This window comes from Stenotrophomonas sp. Sm10 (genome assembly GCF_030985515.1).
GTDB lineage: Bacteria > Pseudomonadota > Gammaproteobacteria > Xanthomonadales > Xanthomonadaceae > Stenotrophomonas > Stenotrophomonas hibiscicola.
The window spans coordinates 19,772-36,934 of the sequence record NZ_JAPTFO010000025.1; the positions used below are offsets into that span (position 1 = coordinate 19,772).

The window sequence follows — 17,163 nt, forward strand, 5'->3', positions numbered from 1 at the left end:
ACGCGCGCGCCGGAGCGCAACCTTGGCCGCGCGGGCTGCGGTGCGGCCACGCGCGTCCTGTCCAATCACGACATCACATGCACCGCACACAGCTTGTTGCCATCCGGGTCACGCAGATAGGCCAGGAACACCTGCCGACCGGACATGTTGCGGACGCCGGGGGGATCTTCGATGGCGGTACCACCGTGAGCCACGGCAGCTTCCTGCCAGGCACGCACGGCCTCTGCACTGCCCAGACTGAAACCGATGGTGCCACCGTTGGCATGGCACGCTGGCTGCCCATCGATCGGCGCGGTTACACCGAACATCCGCCCATCCTTGAAGTACAGCAGCCGTCCCTTCTCGTCGAATACGCCCGCACGTGCCCCCATCGCGGCGAACAGGGCGTCGTAGAAGCGACGCGCGGCCTCCATGTCGTTCGTTCCTACGGTGATGTGGCTGAACATGCGGGCACTCCATGTGGAAAACCGCAGTGTCGATGAGCAGGGGCGACTTCGCAAATCGCTGCACAATCGCCGCCCAGCTCGCGACAAGGCGTGCTGCTACTTGGCGGTGCTGAGCAGCAGTACCGCCGCCGTGACCAGCGCGATGCCGATCCAGCCGATCGGGCGCAGGCGGTTGCCGAACAGCAGGCGGCCGCAAGTGGCGGTACCGATCACGCCGATTGCACCCCACATCGCATAGGCGGTGGCCAGGTCCATGTAGCGCACCGCCTGGCCCAGCAGGGCGAAGGCGATCCAGACCATGACGATCGCACCGACGCCCCAGCGCCAGCGGCGGAAGCCCTCCGACTTGGCGACCATCATGTTGGCGGCAACGTCGATCAGCGCAGAATAGATCACGAAAAACAGGGCCAGGGTATTCATCAGTGCGCCTCCCCGAGGGTGACACAGACGATGCCGACCACCGCCAGCACGAGGCCGGCCAGCTGCTGCAGCGACAGACTCTCGCCAAACACGGTGAGGCCGACCACGGTCAGCAGGGTCAGGCCCAGGCCTTCCCACACCGCATAGGCGACACCGACCGCGATGCGGCGGACCGACAGGGCCAGGAAGTAATAGGACAGCGCCAACGCGCCGGCCATGATCAGGTAGCCGGTCCAGCCACCGTCGCGGGCGGCATGGGCCATGAACGAGGTGCCGACCACTTCGGCAACGATCGCCACGGTCAGGCAGGCCCAGGCGACCAGCGCGCCACGGGCGGGAACAGTACGGGACATGTGAAACTCCTTGCGGGACGCGGACAGCGCCCCGCCCTCAGTAGATCCACGCCATGCGTGGATGCCCCGCAGACAGGGGCGACGGCGGACAGTATCATCGCCTTTTACGGTCGATTCAAAATGGATACCATCGATAGGAGCGATGGATCAATGCCCTATTCCCCTGAATCCCTGCAGGCGTTCGTCGAAGCGGCCGCGCTCGGATCGTTCTCGGCGGCGGCGCGTCGCCTGCGCAAGACCCAATCGACGGTCAGCACCGCCATCGCCCACCTGGAGGCGGACCTGGGCGTCAGCCTGTTCGACCGCAGTGGACGCTACCCGCAGCTGACCGAAGCCGGGCGCCAGGTGCTCGCCCATGCCCAGGAAATCCTCGCCGCCGATACCCGCCTGCAGCAGTTGAGCGTGCGGCTGGCCGCCCCGGTCGAAGCGCGGCTGACCGTGGTGTTCTCCGACGTGTATCAGCTCGATCCGGAGCAGCGCGTGTTGCAGCGCTTTGCCGAAGCGTTCCCCGAGATCGAACTGGAATGGCTGGATGCCGAAGGCGAAGACGTGCTGGAACTGGTCGGCAGTGGTCGCGCCGCGCTGGGCCTGCTGCCGCGCCAGGAAAGCTACCCGGATGGTCTGGTGGCACGGCCGTTGGCCCATCACAGCGAACTGTCGGTGTATGTGGCGCGCGACCATGCGCTGGCCGACGCCGGCCGTCGCGCAGCTTCCCAGCTGGCACGGTACCGGCAGGTGCGATTGAGCGCGGAGGTCGACCATGCGCGGGCGGTTACCGGGCTGGCGTGGACCGCCACCGACTACCTGATGGTGATGGAGATGGCCGAGGACGGCATCGGCTGGGCCGAGCTGCCCCGCGCATTGGTGCAGCGCTACGACCGCGGGCAACTGGTGGAACTGACCCTGCCCGGGTGGCCGCGGCGCATCCACAGCGACCTGCTGTGGCGCCGCGACACGCCGCCGGGGCCAGCGGCGCTGTGGTGGGCCGACGCGTTGGGGTGAGGTAGCGCCGGCCGCTGGCCGGCAATCCTGTTGTCGCGTGGTTGCCGGCCAGCGGCCGGCACTACCGGTCAACGATGGGCGAGCGCGTAATCCAGCGCCGCGCACACCGCCGCCACCTGTGCGTCGTTGCACTGCTGCGGGGTCGCCCGTGGGCTGTCCGGGTAGACCTCGGTGGTGGTGGTGAACTTCGCACCGGTGATGCCCGCGCACAGTCCGAGCTTCACCAGCGGATACTCGATCACGCCGTTGGCCACCACCGGCGAACCGATGATCTCGCCCTTGTCGTCGGCCGGCGCGATGTGGGTGACCTTCTCCACCGCGGCGATGACTGCCTGCTGGAACGCCGCCTGCGGGTTCTCGCTGTCGTCCACCAAGTAGAAGCCATCGGGAATCAGGCCCGGCTCGAACGGCTTGCCGTCACGCGCGGCCAGCGCCGGGCGGAACTCGCTCTCGTCGCTGTCGGTGGTCTCGTGCAGGTCGATGTGCAGCACGAACTGGTCCTTGATCGGTGCGATCAGCTCCATCAGCGCGGTCGACTCGCGGGCCGGGCCATCGGCGCGGAAATTGCGGTTCGGGTCGATCGCATCGAAGTTCCAGCGGTTGATGCGCTCGAAGCCCCACGGATTCACGCACGGTGCCACCAGCAGATTGGCCTTGTCGGCGTAGTCAGCGGCGTGCTTTTCGAGGAATTCCAGCGCGCCCATCACGCCGCTGGTCTCATAACCGTGCACGCCACCGGTAACCAGGGCAGCCGGCAGCGCCGTGTTCCAATCGCGGCTGCGCAGGGCGAACAGAGTGTAGGTCTCGCCAGCGTAGTCGAGCTGGCCATAGGCCACCTTGTCGAAGCGCGAAGCCAGCGCCTCGATGCGGGGCAGCACCTCCTCGTCATAGCGACGCAGGCGCTGCTGGCGGCCACGCCACACCTCCCGTTCCGCCGCTCCCCACGGCTGGCCAGGGGTTCCGACGGGGTAGAAAGCAGCTTGGGACATGGCAGATCTCAGCGAGTCAGTAAGCAATCGCACACTCTATCACCGGGGCATCGGCATGAACCGGAGGCGCATTCCAATAGCGAATGGAATCAGCAATAATTCTCATTTACGACCTTCCACAGCCTGCACCGATGCCCATCCTCGCCCTGCAACCGGCCCACCTGCCCCTGGCCGCCGCCCTCGCCCTGTGCCTGCTCCCGACCACCCGTGCCTTCGCCCAGGACGGCGCCACCACGCTGGACAGCATCCAGGTCTCCGGCAGCTGGCTGGGTACCGGCCTGCATGACAGCGTCAAGCGCTTTGCCGGCGCGCGCACCGTGGTCGACCGCCAGCGCATCGAGGCCAGCGGCGCGGCCAGCCTCGGCGATGCGATGCGCCGCATCCCCGGCGTGCAGGTCACCGACAACTCCGGCACTGCGGGCAGTTCGGTGTCGCTGAACATCGGCGTGCGCGGCCTCACCGGGCGCTACTCGCCGCGCTCGACCGTCCTGTTGGACGGCGTGCCGCTGGCGGTGGCGCCGTATGGCCAGCCACAGCTGTCGTTCGCGCCGACCAGCCTGTCCAACATCGAGTCGATCGACGTGGTGCGCGGCGGCGGCGCGGTGCGCTACGGGCCGCAGAACGTCGGTGGCATCATCAACTTCAGCACCCGCGCCATTCCCACCGAGGCCGGCCTGCACGGCGAAGCCGGCGTGCGCTACACCGCCTACGACCATGGCGGCGGCGACAGCGCCCAGTACAACGCCTTCCTCGGCGGCACCGGCGACAACGGCTTGGGCGCAGCCCTGCTGTACTCCGGCCAGGACGGCCGCGGCTGGCGCCAGGGCAGCGATGACCGCTTCAACGATCTCGCACTGAAGTTCGCCTACGCCATCGACGAACAGCAGGAGCTGCGTGCCAAGCTGTCCTACTATGACGTGCGCTCGTTGACCCCGGGCGGCCTGACCCGTGCGCAGTACGAGGCCGATCCGTTCCAGAACACCCGGCCGACCGATTTCTGGAAGGGCCACCGCACCGGCATCGACCTGGGCTACACCAACACGCTGTCGGCCAACAGCGAGTTCGAGGTGCTGGCCTATTACAACGAGAGCACCCGTGCCAGCTCGCTGATCAACGCCGCCAATACCCAGCTGACCGTGCAGCCGCGCGACTACCGCGTGCTCGGCATCGAGCCGCGCTACACCCAGCGCTTGCACTGGGGCAGCAGCGTGCATGACATCACCGCGGGCTATCGCTTCCTGCGCGAGCGCGGCAACGACCGCAGCTACACCGTCACCCGCCGCACCGGCGTGGCCAGCGCCACCACCCGCTTCGACAACGCCACCGATGCGCATGCGTTCTACATCGACGACCGCATCGCCATCGGCCAATGGCGGATCACTCCGGGCGTGCGCATGGAATGGATCGACATGGACCGCCGCCAGGCCGGTGGCGCGGCAACCTTCAGCAGCCGCAACGACAAGGCCCTGCCCTCGCTCAACATCGCCTACCTGCTGACCCCGCAGCTGACCGTGTTCGGCAACTACACCACCTCGTTCGGGCCGGTGCAGAACATCCAGCTCAATTCGCAGACGGCCAACAACCCGCTGAACCCGGAAATCGCCAGGACCACCGAGCTGGGCGCGCGCTGGCAGGACGGCGCCCTGCGCGCGGAAGTGACCGTGTTCAAGATGCGCTTCGACAACCAGATCCTGCAGGTACCGGGAATCACCCCGCCGACCTTCCAGAACATCGGCGCCACCGACCACAAGGGCGTGGAGAGCGCACTGGAGTACCACTTCGCCGAGGACAGTGCGCTGGCCGGGTTGGAGCTGTACGCCAACTACACCTGGACCAAGGCGATCCAGCAGTCGGGCGACAACCGTGGCCTGGACGTGCCGTTCTACTCGCGCGACACCGACAGCGTCGGCGCCCGCTACGCGCTGGCCGGCTGGACCTTCAATGTCTCCAGCACCCACCAGAGCGGCCAGTTCTCCGATGCCGCCAACACTTGGGAAGAAACCGCCGATGCGCGCGTGGGCCGCGTGCCGGGCGTGCGCCTGTGGAACGCGCAGGTGGCCTGGCAGGTGCCGGGCCTGGGCGACAGCGAGATCGCGCTGGGCGTGAACAACCTGGCCGACAAGCGCTGGTACACCCGCAACGTCGATGGCAACGCAGGCCGCATGGTGGCCGCGCCGCGCACCTTCTACGTACAGGGCCGCTACCGCTTCTGAGCCGGTAGCCACCCGATGCGGTGACGGTGGCGCTCACGGTGGCGGCGTATCATGCCGCCACCATGTCTTCGCCCGTTTCGCCATCGCGCCTGCATCTGGCCTTCCAGGGCCTGCGCCTGCGGCTGCGCGGCAGCGACCTGTGGTTCATCGCGCTGGCGCTGCTGGTTGGCCTGATCGCCGGCTACCTGACCCTGCTGCAGTCGGGCATCGCGCGCTGGCTGCAGGGCACGTTGTATGGGCTGGACGACGGCATGCGGCTGAGCTCCCTGCCCTCGCTGACCTGGACCGCGCTACTGGTGCTGCCACTGGGCGGGCTGCTGGTCGGCCTGGTCAGCCTGGCGGCGACGCGACTGAAACGGCCACTGCTCGATGCGGTGGAAGCCAATGCGCTGCACGGCGGCCGCATGTCGATGCGCGACAACCTGATCGTGCTGACCCAGACCCTGCTGTCCAACGGCTGCGGCGCGTCGGTCGGCCTTGAGGCTTCGTATACGCAGATGGGCGCGGGCAGCGGCTCGCAGCTGGGCCGGGTGATGCGCCTGCGTCGCAACGACGTGCGCATCCTGGTCGGTGCCGGTGCCGCCGGTGCCATCGCCGCTGCGTTTGGTGCGCCGCTGGCCGGTGCGTTCTACGCCTTCGAGATCGTCATCGGCGCCTACACCCCCGCTGCGCTGGCACCGGTGGCCGTCGCAGCGCTGGCCGGCGCGTTCGTGGCCGACCAGGCCGGCATCGAAGCCTATCTACTGCCAGCGGCCTCGACCATCGACGTGCGCGCCGCCGACTACGCGATCTACGGCCTGCTCGGCTGCTGCTGCGCGATGGTCGGCATTGTCATCATGCGCCTGATCGCCTCAATCGAAGGCACGGTCAAGCGCAGCCCCCTGCCCGCGTGGGGACGGCCGGTGGTGGGTGGACTGCTGCTGATTCCACTGGCACTGGCCAGCCCGCAGGTGCTGTCGTCCGGCCACGGCGCCCTGCATCTGGACCTGACCACGCACCTGCCGCTGATCTGGATCGGCGGCCTGTTGACCCTGAAGTGCCTGGCCTCGGGCATCTCGCTGGGCTTCGGCTTCCGTGGCGGCCTGTTCTTCGCCTCGCTGTTCATGGGCACCCTGGTCGGCGCGCTGTTCGCCGGACTGCTGGGCATGGCCACCGGCGTTCCGGTGATCGACGCCACCTCGGCCGCGCTGGCCGGCATGGCCGCGCTGGCTGCTGCCGTCGTTGGCGCGCCGATGACCATGGCCATGCTGGTGCTGGAAGGCACGCACGATTTTCTGCTGACCAGCGTGGTGATGAGCGCGGTACTGGTGTCCAGCACGCTGGTGCGGCAGTGGTTCGGCTACTCGTTCTCGACCTGGCGCATGCACCTGCGCGGCGAGACCATCAAGAGCGCCCGCGACGTGGGCTGGGTGCAGAACCTCAACGCCGGCCGGCTGATGCGCAAGGGCGTGGCCACTACTCCGGCCGATCTCGATGCCGCCGCGTTCCGCCAGCGCTTCCCGCTGGGCTCGGGCAGCCGGGTGATCCTGATCGACAGCGAGGGCCACTACGCCGGCATCGTGCAGATTCCACGGGTCTACGGCGATGGCGTGAAACCGGAGACCATGATCGGCGAGCTGGCCGAGAACCGTGACGTTTCACTGTCACCGGCCGCGGACGTGGTCAGCGTGATGCAGCGTTTCGACCAGACCCAGGCCGACGAACTGGCGGTGGTCGGCGCCGACGGCCAGGTGCTGGGCGTCGTCTCCGAAGCCTTCGTGCGCAAGCGCTACGCCGAGGAACTGGACAAGCGCCAGCGCGAGCTGATGGGCGAGCGCGTCGAGGACACCGACTGACCCCGCAAAAAGGGGACGGAGGGGATTAAGTCGTTTCTGGCACGCTGACTAACCACGCGTGGCGTGGACCGCTGGAAATCCACGCATGGCGTGGATCTACTGTCACCTCGACCGGGTAGACTCCGGCCATGCGCTTCATTGAGACCTTCCAGGCCGGTCCCTTCGCCGACACCGTGGTCAGCCTGCTGGCCGCCTTCGTGCTGGGCACGCTGATCGGCGCCGAGCGCCAGTACCGGCAACGCACCGCCGGCCTGCGCACCAATGTGCTGGTGGCCGTAGGCGCCGCCGCCTTCGTCGACCTCGGCATGCGCATCGCCGGCAGTGCCGAGGCGGTGCGGGTGGTCTCCTACGTGGTCTCCGGCGTCGGCTTCCTCGGCGCCGGCGTGATCATGAAGGAAGGCATGAACGTGCGCGGCCTGAACACCGCCGCCACCCTGTGGTGCTCGGCGGCGGTCGGCAGCTGCACCGGCGCGGACATGCTGGCCGAGGGCGTGCTGCTGACCGTGCTGATCATCGCCGGCAATACCCTGCTGCGGCCGCTGGTGAATGCGATCAACCGCATCCCGATCAACGAAGCCGCCACGGAAGCCACCTACGAGGTGCGCCTGAGCGTGGATGCCGAAGCCGTACCACGGGTGCGTGAGCGGTTGGTCGATGCGCTGGAAGCAGCGCAGTACCCGGTCGGTGATGTGCAGGTGGTCGAGCATGCCGATGCACCAACCGATGTGATCGCGGTGCTGGTCAGTACTGCCGTGAGTGCCGATGAGCTGGACGTGGTGCTGGCGCGGATGGAGCACGTGCCGGGCGTGCTGCATGCCACCTGGGAAGTCAGTACCCGCGATTGATTCCATCCACGCATGGCGTGGATCTACCGAGGTCGTGGTGAAGTAGATCCACGCCATGCGTGGATGCTTCTCTCACCGACCCGCCATGCGCTGCTGCGCACGCAGCAGTTTCTGGAACGAACCGCACTTCCGGGCGTCCTCCGCCTGCGGGCAGGCCGCCGCGCGTTGCAGGTGCCGGCGCACCCGTTGCAGCCGGGTGATCTGCCGCTGCAGCACATCGGCCTGCGCCAGCAGGGCCTCCCGGTCCAGGGAGATGCACCCGCGCTGCAGTGGCAGCGATGCCCCGATCTGCTGCAGCGACAGACCGGCCGCCTGGCCGAGGCCGATCAACGCGAGCCGTTCCAGCACCTGCTCGTCGTACTGCCGGCGCAGGCCGCGACGGCCCAGTGCCTGCAGCAGCCCAAGTTGTTCGTAGTAGCGCAGGGTCGAGGCCGGCACGCCGCTGCGCTTGACCACCTCGCCAATATCCAGTTCGCGCACGGGCTTGACCTCAAGTGACCTTCAAGCGCCAACCTATGGGCAACTACCCACCGAGGCAAGGCCATGGCCAGCACCCCCCCCTTGATCAGAACGCCCTGTGGAACGGCCCTGGCGGCCAGGTCTGGGTTGCGCAGCAGGCCCTTCTCGATGGCCTGTTCCAGCCGATGGCCGACCTGCTCGTGGCCGAACTTCCGGAAACCGTCACGCAACTGCTCGACATCGGCTGCGGTACCGGGGCCAGCCTGCTGGCATCAGCCGCCGCACGCCCGTCGGCGCACTGCACCGGCCTGGACATCTCCGCGCCGATGCTGGCGCTGGCCCGTCAACGCGCCGAGGCGGCAGGGCTGGACGCAGACTTCATCGTCGCCGACGCACAGCAGCATCCGTTGCCCACCGCGCACTTCGACTGGATCCAATCTCGGTTGGGCGTGATGTTCTTCGAGGATACCGGTGCGGCCTTCGCCAACCTGCACCGCGCCACGCGGCCCGGTGCCGGCCTGCGTTTCATTGCCTGGCGCAGCGCTGACGAGAATCCATTCATGACCACGGCCGAGCGCGCGATCGGCGATGCGCTTGAGCTTCCGCCGCGCGCACCCGGTGCCCCGGGACAGTTCGCCTTCGCAGATGGCCAACGCGTGCAGCGCCTGTTGCAGGCTGCCGGCTGGAAGGATGTGGAGGTGGTTGCGGTGGACCTTCCGTGTTCGATCGCACGCGATGAGCTGCCGACCTACGTCGGCCAGCTGGGCCCGGTGGGCCAGGCGCTGCGGGCGCTGCCCGAAGCGGAGGCCGCCGGGCTGCGCGACCAGGCGCTGGCAGCATTCACACCATTCATCGAGGGCGATCGGGTCCGCGTGGGTGCTGCCTGCTGGTTGATCCGCGCACGCGCATGACACAGAAAAGGGGACGGAGGGGATTAAGTCGTCCATGTCCCTGCCGTGCCGGGAACGACTTAATCCCCTCCGTCCCCTTTTTCTTCTACAGCGCCTCGCCGGCGTCGGCCAGACGAGATTCGATCAACGCATACCACTGCTGCAGCACGTCGATCAGCATGTCCAGCTCCGCATCGGTACGCTGCGCGCGACCGCTGCGCAGGCAGGCCTGGGCTTCCTGCAACTGGGCCAGGAATCCGGCCACGGTGTCGGCCTGCAGGATCAGGCCCGGCAGGCGCCGCCCGGGGATGCGCACCACGGCATGATTGCCGAGCTGGCCGTACACGCTGAGCGTAGCTTCCGTCTTCATGGAGAGTGGCAGGAATTGGGCATTCATCGCGTGCACCGTTTGAAAACCTGAGCCGCAGGCAGGCGTGGACGACGGGGGAGACGTTGCCACGCCTGCCGGCGGTCAGGGGGGACTCGGGATGCCGGGGCATCGCCCCGGCGCAGGAAGGTCAACGTGGCTGTGCCATCCCGGCGATCTGCACGCGCCGGTTCGGCGCCAGGCAGGCAATCAGCTCGCGCCGGTTGCGCTGCTCGCACTGCACGATCGGCTCGGCCGCACCGCGTCCTTCGGCACTGATGCTGGCTGCAGGCACGCCCCCCTGCACCAGCGCGTTGCGCACGGCATCGGCGCGGCGCTGCGACAGTGCCTGGTTGTAGCTGGCGCTGCCAATGCGGTCGGTGTAGCCGGTTACCTTGATCGACTGCACCTGCGCGGCCTCGCGTACCTGCGCCAGGATGCCCTGCACCGCCTGCTGGCCTTCGGCGCTGAGTACCGCGCTGTCGAATCCGAACAGCGCGTCGGCCGACAGCCGCAGGGGCTGCTCCGGCAGCGGTGCCGGTGCCAGCGGCGCTGGTGGCCGCGGCGGTTCGAGCACGGCCGCGCACGACTCCGGCTTCCAATAACCGCCCTGCGCGATGCCCTTGCTGTCGAAGCGCACCTGGAACTGGCAGGTGAAGTACTCCGCGCCCTGCGCGGTGCGGAAGTTGAACAGGTAGTTCCACTCGCGCACGCCCCACATGCCCTCATTGAAGTGCGGCGTGCCCAGCAGCGTGTACAGCTGCCGCTTGCTCATGCCCGGCGCGAAGCGGCGCAGGTCGGCGACGTCGGGATAGATGCCTTCCTTCAGCGAGGCCTTGGAGGCCTCCGGGAAGTGCACGGCGGTGGCTTCGGCAGGACCGTCGGCGGCCGGCGCATGGCTGCGGCAGGCGGCCAGCAGGCCCATCCCCAGGATCAGGCCCAGCGTAGCGGCATGTTGGCCGGCGCGGGCGATACGATGCTGTTTCATGTCATTCCCCCTGTAGACGTTTCCGCGGTACCGGGCCGCGCGTGCGGCCCGGCGGCGGAGATATCACCACTGGATGCCGGCACCGACGGCCACGCCGGCCTCGCCACGGCTGTTGGTCGAACCGCTGAACTTGTAGATCCAGCGGCCGCCTTCGGAGACACCGGAGATGCCCAGCGCCACGCCCGATTCGCCGTTGTAGCTGCCAGCCGCGATCGAGGCCATGCTGCGGCCCGCCTCGCTGGGCTGCGGCAGCGCTGCGGTGGCCATCGCCGAGGCGATACCGGCCGAAGCACGGTTGTCGGTCTTGCGCAGGTCGCGCTCGAAGCCACCCATGCGCTCGTCGGTGTAGGCCTTGGACCAGTCCAGGGTTTGCGCCATCCCCGACTTCAGCTGATCCACGTTGACCGCGTCGGTACCGGCGGTACCAGCGGCAACGTTGCGCACCGTGGTCGGGCCGCTGCCGGTGGATCCCAGCGTGACGCTGTTGTAATTGGTCGCACCGTTCACCGTGGTGTCGTAGCGGAGCGTACCCTGCTGCGAGGCCTGCAGCTGGCGCACGTTGACCGCGTCGGTGGCCTGCGAGCCGTCAGCCACGTTGACCACCTGGCGTTCGGCGCCGCTCGCACCCACCGAGACCGTGTTGGCCCGGTTCGCCACCGAACCCGCACCCAATGCCACCGAGTTGTCGGCCTGCGCCTGTGAACCATTGCCCAGCGCGGTCGAGTTGGTACCGGCGGCGGTGGAGCCTGCACCGCCGGCGGCCGAGTTGGCACCGCTGGCGGACGGGTCGGCCAGGTTGTTGGTGTTGTTGGCGCGGAAGCTGCCCGCCACGTTGGTGATGTTCTGGATCTTCTGGTCGGTGTACTTCTTCGACTCGTCGATGGCGTAATTCACGCCGTTCTTCAGCTGGCCGACATTGGTCGCGTCGTAGGTGTCCGAGCCGTCGGCAACGTGGGTGATCTTGCGCTCGCTGCCGCTGCTGCCGACCGAGACCTCACCGGCCGAGTTGCTGGCACCGGTCTGGCCGTAGGCACCGGTATAGCCGCTCTGTGCGCCAACGCTGGCCACCGAACCGGCACCCAGCGCCACGCTGTTGCCGGCACTGCTGCTGGCACCGTTGCCGACCGCCACGCTGTTGGCACCGGCCGCACTGGCCTGCGGGCCGACCGCCACCGCTTCCGCACCGGCCGCGGTGGCTGCGGCCGCCGTCGAGTTCACCGCCAGGTAGGCACTGCCACCGCCACCGTTGGTGATGCGCTGGTTGAGGACCTTCAACGAGCCGTCGACGGCAGTGAAGGCGGCGGTGACGTTGTTGTAATCGCCGCTGGTAAAGGTGCCATCGGTGGCGATGCTGGAGATGCTGAACGTCGGCGCGGTCCACGCGTTGGTGGTGCCGTTGTAGGCAGTGGTGCCGCCGAAGTAGTTGGCGATGGTGCTGTGGGTGCTGAACAGCTGGTCGCCGGTGATGGCATCGCTGCTGCCGGCCAGGATGCTGCCGGCGGCCACATTGGTGATCTTCACCGCGCCGCTGCCGGTGCCCGTCAGCGTCACGCTGTTGAGCACGTTGCCGCTGCCGTCGACGTCGTACTTCACTGCCAGCTTGTCGATCTCGCCGGTCTGGTCGGCCACATTGGCCAGTGAATTGCTGACCGCGTCGAAAGCGGTACCGACGTCGTTGTAGTTGCCCTTGGTGATCGTGCCGTTGGCGGCAACGTTATTGATCGAATAGGTCGGCGCGGTCAGTACGCCGCTGGCGTTGACCGCCGCGCCACCTCCGAGGTGGGTGGCAACGGCCTGGTTGGCCGCAAACAGCTGGGCACCGTTGATGGCCTCGCTGCTGGTGGCACTGACCTGGCCCGGGCCCAGGTTGCGCAGCGTGGTGGCGGTGCCGCTCTGGCCCAGCGTGGCACTTGCGTAGTTGACGCTGCCGTCGCCGTTGAGGTCATAGCGCAGGGCGCCCTGCTCCGAGGCCTGCAGCTGGCCCAGGTTGACCGCATCGGTCGCTGCGGTACCGGCCGCCATGTTGGTGACCTGGCGCTCGGCACCGGCGGCACCGATGGATACGCTGTTGGCACGGTCAGCCAGGCTGCCGGCGCCCACTGCGATGCTGTTGGAGGCGGTGGCGCGGGCATTGGTACCAACCGCGATCGAGTCGGCGCCGGTGGCCACGGCCTCGGTACCGGTCGAGTTCACCCGCAGGTACTTGGTACCGCCGTTGCGGATATCGGTGATCTGCGTGTTGAGGTTGACCAGCGAACCATCCACCGCCGCGAAGGCATCGGTGGCGTTGGTGTACAGGCCCTGGGCGATGGCGCCGGTGGTGGAGATCGTGCTGATCTCGAACAGCGGCGCAGTGAAGGCACCGCTGGCCGGATCGAACGCGGCGCGGCCACCGAAGAAGCTGGCGATGGCGGCGTTGGTCGCAGCCAGTTGGCCACCGTTGACTGCTTCCAGGCTGCCCGCGGTGACCGCGCCGCCGGCCAGGTTGCCGATGGTGGTGGTGCCAGTGCCCGCGCCAAGCGTCACCCGACGGTAGTTCGGGTTGCCGGCACCGTCCAGGTCGTAGGTCACCGCAGCTGCCGCCACATCATCGATCAGGCTGATGGCGCCCTTCAACTGGGCCACATTGACCGCATCGGTGTTGACGCTGCCGGCAGCCACGTTGGTGATCTGGCGCTCGCCGCCACCGGCGGTGCCCACCGATACTTCGCCGGCCGAGACCTGCGGTGCAGTGAGGCCATAAGCGCTGTAGCTGGCCTGCGCGCCGCGCAGTGCAGCCGAACGGTAGCCCAGTGCGACCGAGTTCGCCTGGTTGGAGGTGGCTTCAGCACCCAGCAGGGTCTGGCCGTTGGCGGTACCGACGGCACTGTCACCGACGATCACCGAATGGCCCATGCGCGCAGCGTAGTCTGCGGTCGGGACGCCGGTCGGGTTGGTGGGATCGTTCACGCCATCGCCCGGGAAGGCAACGTTGGCATCGACCCTGGGCAGTTCGTGCCGTGCATTGGCGCCGATCACCACTTCCTTCGAACCGTTGGCGAAGGCGCCATCACCCATCAGCACCTGGTAGTCCTGTGCCGCGTTGACGGCCCAGCAGGAGATGTCGGCCAGCGCGATGTCCAGGCACTTCGCCGCCCATTCCGGCGAATCCGTTGGCAGCAGCAGCCCGAGCAGGCCACCCGGATTGCCGTTGTTGATGTTGTAGATGTAACTGTCCGAGGTAACGCCGCCAATGAGCGTCAGGTGCGAGCTGCCGCCGGTGACGGCGCCGCCGAGGCCATTGAGGGTGCTACCGACCGGCGACAGGTTGACCACCGGCAGGCCCAGCACATTGACCGTCGAGTAGGTCTGCATCACGTTGGCGTTGCTGAGCTTGAGATTGCCGTTGCTCAGGTAGCCGTCGCCGCCGAAAAGGCTGCTGGTGGTCGGCCCGATGAGCTGGCCGACATTGCCGACCAGGCCACCGGTGCCGATGATCAGGCCCGCGTTCGGGTCGGCCGGCGCCGGCGCCTTTGGGCTGGTGGGCGGTATGGCCGAGGGTTGAGTCAGGCCGAGCCCGCCAAGCGTGCCGCCGACCAGGCCGCCTACGGCACTGCCGAGATTGCCGATGGTGCCGTTGAGGTTGCCGTTGAGCAGGTTGCCTACGGCACTGCCGACATTGCCCAGCGTATCGCCCAGCAGGCCACCCAGGCCGCCGAGGCTGCCACCTGTAGCGCCATTGAGGACACCGCCGACGGTGCTGCCCACCGCACCCGCTGTATTGTTGAGCGTGCCGCCCACGGCACCGCCAACGGCACCGACGGTGCCAACTGCATCGTTGAGCGCGCCACCGACGGTGCTGCCGACCGAACCGACCGTGCCGTTGAGTGCACCACCCACGGTGCCGCCAACTGCACCAACCGTGCCAACAGCCCCGTTCACTGCACCACCCACCGCGCTACCGACAGTTCCAACGGTGCCATCGAGCGTGCTGCCCAGTGCTTCGCCTACCGTTCCAACCGTGCCGTGCAAGGCGCCGCCGACCGCACCAACCGTGTTGCCTACGGTGCCATCAAGCACGCCACCTACGGCGCCGCCTGCCGCGCCGACAACGCCGCCCACCAGGCCATCGACGCCCAGCGCGCTGTTCTGCGCCGCCACGGTCGCTTGGCCGGCCAGCTTCAGATTGCGGTCGGCCACGACTTCGTGGCCACGCGGCGCCTGCACGCGCACTTTGCCGGCAACACCGGTATCGAAGGCCGCGGTGATCGCACGATCATGAGTCTCGCCCGGCAGCTCCTCCTTGGCCGGCAGCGTGACCGCCGCCGTCGCCTTGACCTGCCCCTGGTCGTCGATCTGGTGGCCCGCCAGCTTCAGCTGCGAATCCACCTTGCCGTCAACGGACGCCTTGAGGCCGGACAGCGAGCCAGCCGGTGCGCCAGCAACAGCGGCGGCCGCCTTGGCACCGGTATCGATCGAGGCCACCTGGGTACCGGCGATGCCAACGCCGGCCTTCGCCTGGGCATCCGCAGCCACACCGAGCGGCGCATGCGCGGACGGCGCAACGTTGGCCGCCAGCGATGCATCAATCTTCGCCACACTGGACGCTGCATGACCCAGCCCGACATTGGCGCGGACATCGGCAGCCAGCGCAGGAACCGCGACCTGCTTCGGCGCAGCGCTCGCCGCCAGCTTCACCTGCACGGTGGCCGGCAGCACGTCGCGTACGATCGGCAGCGAGTTCGTACTCAGCTGCAGGCCGACACGCGCGTCAGCGCTGATCGCCGGACTGCTCTGCGCCTGGCGCGATGCGGCAGCCAGCGCCACTTCCGCGTCGACCTTGACCGGCATCGGCTGCGCGTACTTCGCGGCCAGTGCCTGCAGGTCACGTAGAGACTGATTGGATTCGGACGCGCCTGCATGCCCGCTGGCCAGCGCACACAGCAGGGCCAGGGCCAGTGCGGTCGGCATCAGCAGTGCACTGCGCGGATCGCGGGCGGCGCTGCCGCCGCTGTCGCCGGTGGCCAGTTCCGAGGCCACAACCAGAGCATTGAGCTGGCGGTTCCATACACGCCGGTAGATGCGGTTCATGAGCATTTCCCCCGTAGGCGAACAACTGGAATGTCAGTGGACTTGCCGTTAGGCAGGTGACTGACATTTCAGCGTTTGCAACGGCGGTGGCGCACTTCAATCCGGCACGGCAATCGCGCATTCCGGCAAATCCACGGCCGGAATCGGCAGCCGTTTATGCAGAAGCGGCAGCATGATCGGCAAACGGATGCGCAATTCCGGCATGAATGCCGTGGAAACCCTTGCGGGACCTTGGCTCAGGCCGGCTGGCCGATCTGCGCGGGCGCGCGCATCAGGGTATCGCGCGGCAGTTCGCCGAATACCTTGCGATAATTATCAGCGAAGCGCGAGAGGTCCCAAAGCCCGCAGCTGAGCGCGATGGCCTTCACCGAGCGGCGGCTGGAATCGGCCATCGACAGGCTCCGGCAGGCGGCACACAGGCGCAGCATGGAGAGGTACCGGTTCGGCGAAGTGCCGAACAGGTCCTCGAATGCATAACGCAGGCCGCGCTCGCTGACGCCAGCGGCATCGCAGATTTCATTCATGTAGATGTTGCGGCGCAGGTTGAGCCGCATGAAATTCTCGGCACGCTGAGCAATCAGATAATGTGTGCGACGCGCACGGCTGCAGCCCGGGCGGTCGGCGGTACCCGCGCCCAGCAGTGCCTGCACATGCTCATGCAGCAGCCGCTCGGCTTCTTCCGGCTGCAGGCCGGAACCCTGCCCCAGCTGCAGGTGCAGCTGCTGATAATGGCGCGCCAACGGCGCTGCTTCGTTGGCCAGGCTGAACAACGAAAGTGCCTGCCCAGCCGGTGGCGTGCTGCGCAGGCTCAGTTCGGCCAGCTTGCGCTGCACGCGCGCCGCCGGCACCAGCATCAGCGTCATGTGCGTGCCCGGGCTCAGGGTGAACTCGCTGATGCCCTCCGGCATCACGGTCAACGCCATACCCGCCGCAAGCGGTACACCATGGCACCAGCTCAGCGTCTCATCGGTGGCGTGCAGATAGCCGAGCATCGCCCAGTCCGGCGGCAGCATGAAGCGGCCACGGCAATGGAATCCACAGCTGATGCTGCAGAACAACGCCTCCTCGTGCACGCGTGAAGCGAAGGCTGCCCGCGGCCCATTGCCATCGAGCAGAAGCAGTTCAACATCACATACACGAAGCACGCCGCTCAGCGTCGCCAGGTCGATCGACCGCAGGCCGCTGTCGTCGCTGTCTCCTACCCCACCATCGACCATGACAGTGTCGTCCCCCGATTATCCGTCGTGCGATACGGCCCCCACTGCCTGACAGGGCGCGCACCTCTC

At 67.8% G+C, this 17,163-nt stretch carries 14 protein-coding genes; 5 read left to right on the forward strand and 9 right to left on the reverse strand.

Going from position 1 to position 17,163, the window contains the following annotated elements; translation table 11 throughout:
* Positions 1–65: 65 nt before the first annotated feature.
* From O0J15_RS09320 to O0J15_RS09330, 3 genes are all read right to left on the reverse strand, one after another.
* Positions 66–446 (reverse strand): VOC family protein, encoded by a 381-nt coding sequence (locus O0J15_RS09320; RefSeq protein ID WP_308305537.1) that lies wholly within the window; start codon positions 444–446, stop codon positions 66–68.
* 96 nt (positions 447–542) lie between these two features.
* Complete coding sequence (locus O0J15_RS09325) at positions 543–866, reverse strand: SMR family transporter (RefSeq protein WP_308305538.1); 324 nt, start codon at positions 864–866, stop codon at positions 543–545.
* Positions 866–1,219 carry an SMR family transporter gene (locus tag O0J15_RS09330; RefSeq protein WP_019659945.1) on the reverse strand — a complete coding sequence of 118 codons (354 nt, stop codon included), beginning with the start codon at positions 1,217–1,219 and terminating at the stop codon, positions 866–868. The genes O0J15_RS09325 and O0J15_RS09330 overlap by 1 nt, the downstream gene beginning before the upstream one ends.
* Positions 1,220–1,369: 150 nt before the next feature.
* On the opposite strand from O0J15_RS09330, the gene O0J15_RS09335 reads away from it, so the two are divergent.
* Complete coding sequence (locus O0J15_RS09335) at positions 1,370–2,221, forward strand: LysR family transcriptional regulator (RefSeq protein WP_021204275.1); 852 nt, start codon at positions 1,370–1,372, stop codon at positions 2,219–2,221.
* A gap of 68 nt (positions 2,222–2,289) precedes the next feature.
* On the opposite strand, the gene O0J15_RS09340 is transcribed toward O0J15_RS09335, so the two are convergent.
* Complete coding sequence (locus O0J15_RS09340; protein ID WP_308305539.1) at positions 2,290–3,210, reverse strand: M14 family metallocarboxypeptidase; 921 nt, start codon at positions 3,208–3,210, stop codon at positions 2,290–2,292.
* Positions 3,211–3,341: 131 nt separating this feature from the next.
* Here O0J15_RS09340 and O0J15_RS09345 point away from each other — a divergent pair, with 131 nt between their 5' ends.
* From O0J15_RS09345 to O0J15_RS09355, 3 genes are all read left to right on the forward strand, one after another.
* Positions 3,342–5,423, forward strand: a complete 2,082-nt coding sequence (locus O0J15_RS09345) for a TonB-dependent siderophore receptor (protein WP_308305540.1) — start codon at positions 3,342–3,344, stop codon at positions 5,421–5,423.
* 62 nt (positions 5,424–5,485) lie between these two features.
* On the forward strand, positions 5,486–7,258 hold the full coding sequence (locus O0J15_RS09350; protein ID WP_308305541.1) for a chloride channel protein: 1,773 nt from the start codon (positions 5,486–5,488) through the stop codon (positions 7,256–7,258).
* A 128-nt stretch (positions 7,259–7,386) separates the two neighbouring features.
* Positions 7,387–8,103 carry an MgtC/SapB family protein gene (locus tag O0J15_RS09355; RefSeq protein WP_155029717.1) on the forward strand — a complete coding sequence of 239 codons (717 nt, stop codon included), beginning with the start codon at positions 7,387–7,389 and terminating at the stop codon, positions 8,101–8,103.
* Positions 8,104–8,175: 72 nt separating this feature from the next.
* Here O0J15_RS09355 and O0J15_RS09360 read toward each other — a convergent pair whose 3' ends face one another.
* The gene (locus O0J15_RS09360) at positions 8,176–8,583 is read right to left on the reverse strand and encodes a MerR family transcriptional regulator (protein WP_019659950.1); all 408 of its coding nucleotides are present in this window, start codon (positions 8,581–8,583) and stop codon (positions 8,176–8,178) included.
* A gap of 35 nt (positions 8,584–8,618) precedes the next feature.
* Here O0J15_RS09360 and O0J15_RS09365 point away from each other — a divergent pair, with 35 nt between their 5' ends.
* Complete coding sequence (locus tag O0J15_RS09365; RefSeq protein WP_134735561.1) at positions 8,619–9,473, forward strand: class I SAM-dependent methyltransferase; 855 nt, start codon at positions 8,619–8,621, stop codon at positions 9,471–9,473.
* A gap of 85 nt (positions 9,474–9,558) precedes the next feature.
* On the opposite strand, the gene O0J15_RS09370 is transcribed toward O0J15_RS09365, so the two are convergent.
* The 4 genes from O0J15_RS09370 to O0J15_RS09385 all read right to left on the reverse strand — a co-directional run bounded on the left by O0J15_RS09370 (position 9,559) and on the right by O0J15_RS09385 (position 17,094).
* Positions 9,559–9,822, reverse strand: coding sequence for a hypothetical protein (locus tag O0J15_RS09370; protein WP_223224455.1), 264 nt, complete (start codon positions 9,820–9,822; stop codon positions 9,559–9,561).
* A gap of 148 nt (positions 9,823–9,970) precedes the next feature.
* A complete protein-coding gene (locus tag O0J15_RS09375; protein WP_308305542.1) occupies positions 9,971–10,807 on the reverse strand; it encodes an OmpA family protein in 837 nt (278 codons plus the stop codon).
* A gap of 63 nt (positions 10,808–10,870) precedes the next feature.
* Positions 10,871–15,877, reverse strand: coding sequence for a YadA-like family protein (locus O0J15_RS09380; protein WP_308305543.1), 5,007 nt, complete (start codon positions 15,875–15,877; stop codon positions 10,871–10,873).
* 236 nt (positions 15,878–16,113) lie between these two features.
* Complete coding sequence (locus tag O0J15_RS09385; RefSeq protein ID WP_155029721.1) at positions 16,114–17,094, reverse strand: AraC family transcriptional regulator; 981 nt, start codon at positions 17,092–17,094, stop codon at positions 16,114–16,116.
* Positions 17,095–17,163: the final 69 nt, after the last annotated feature.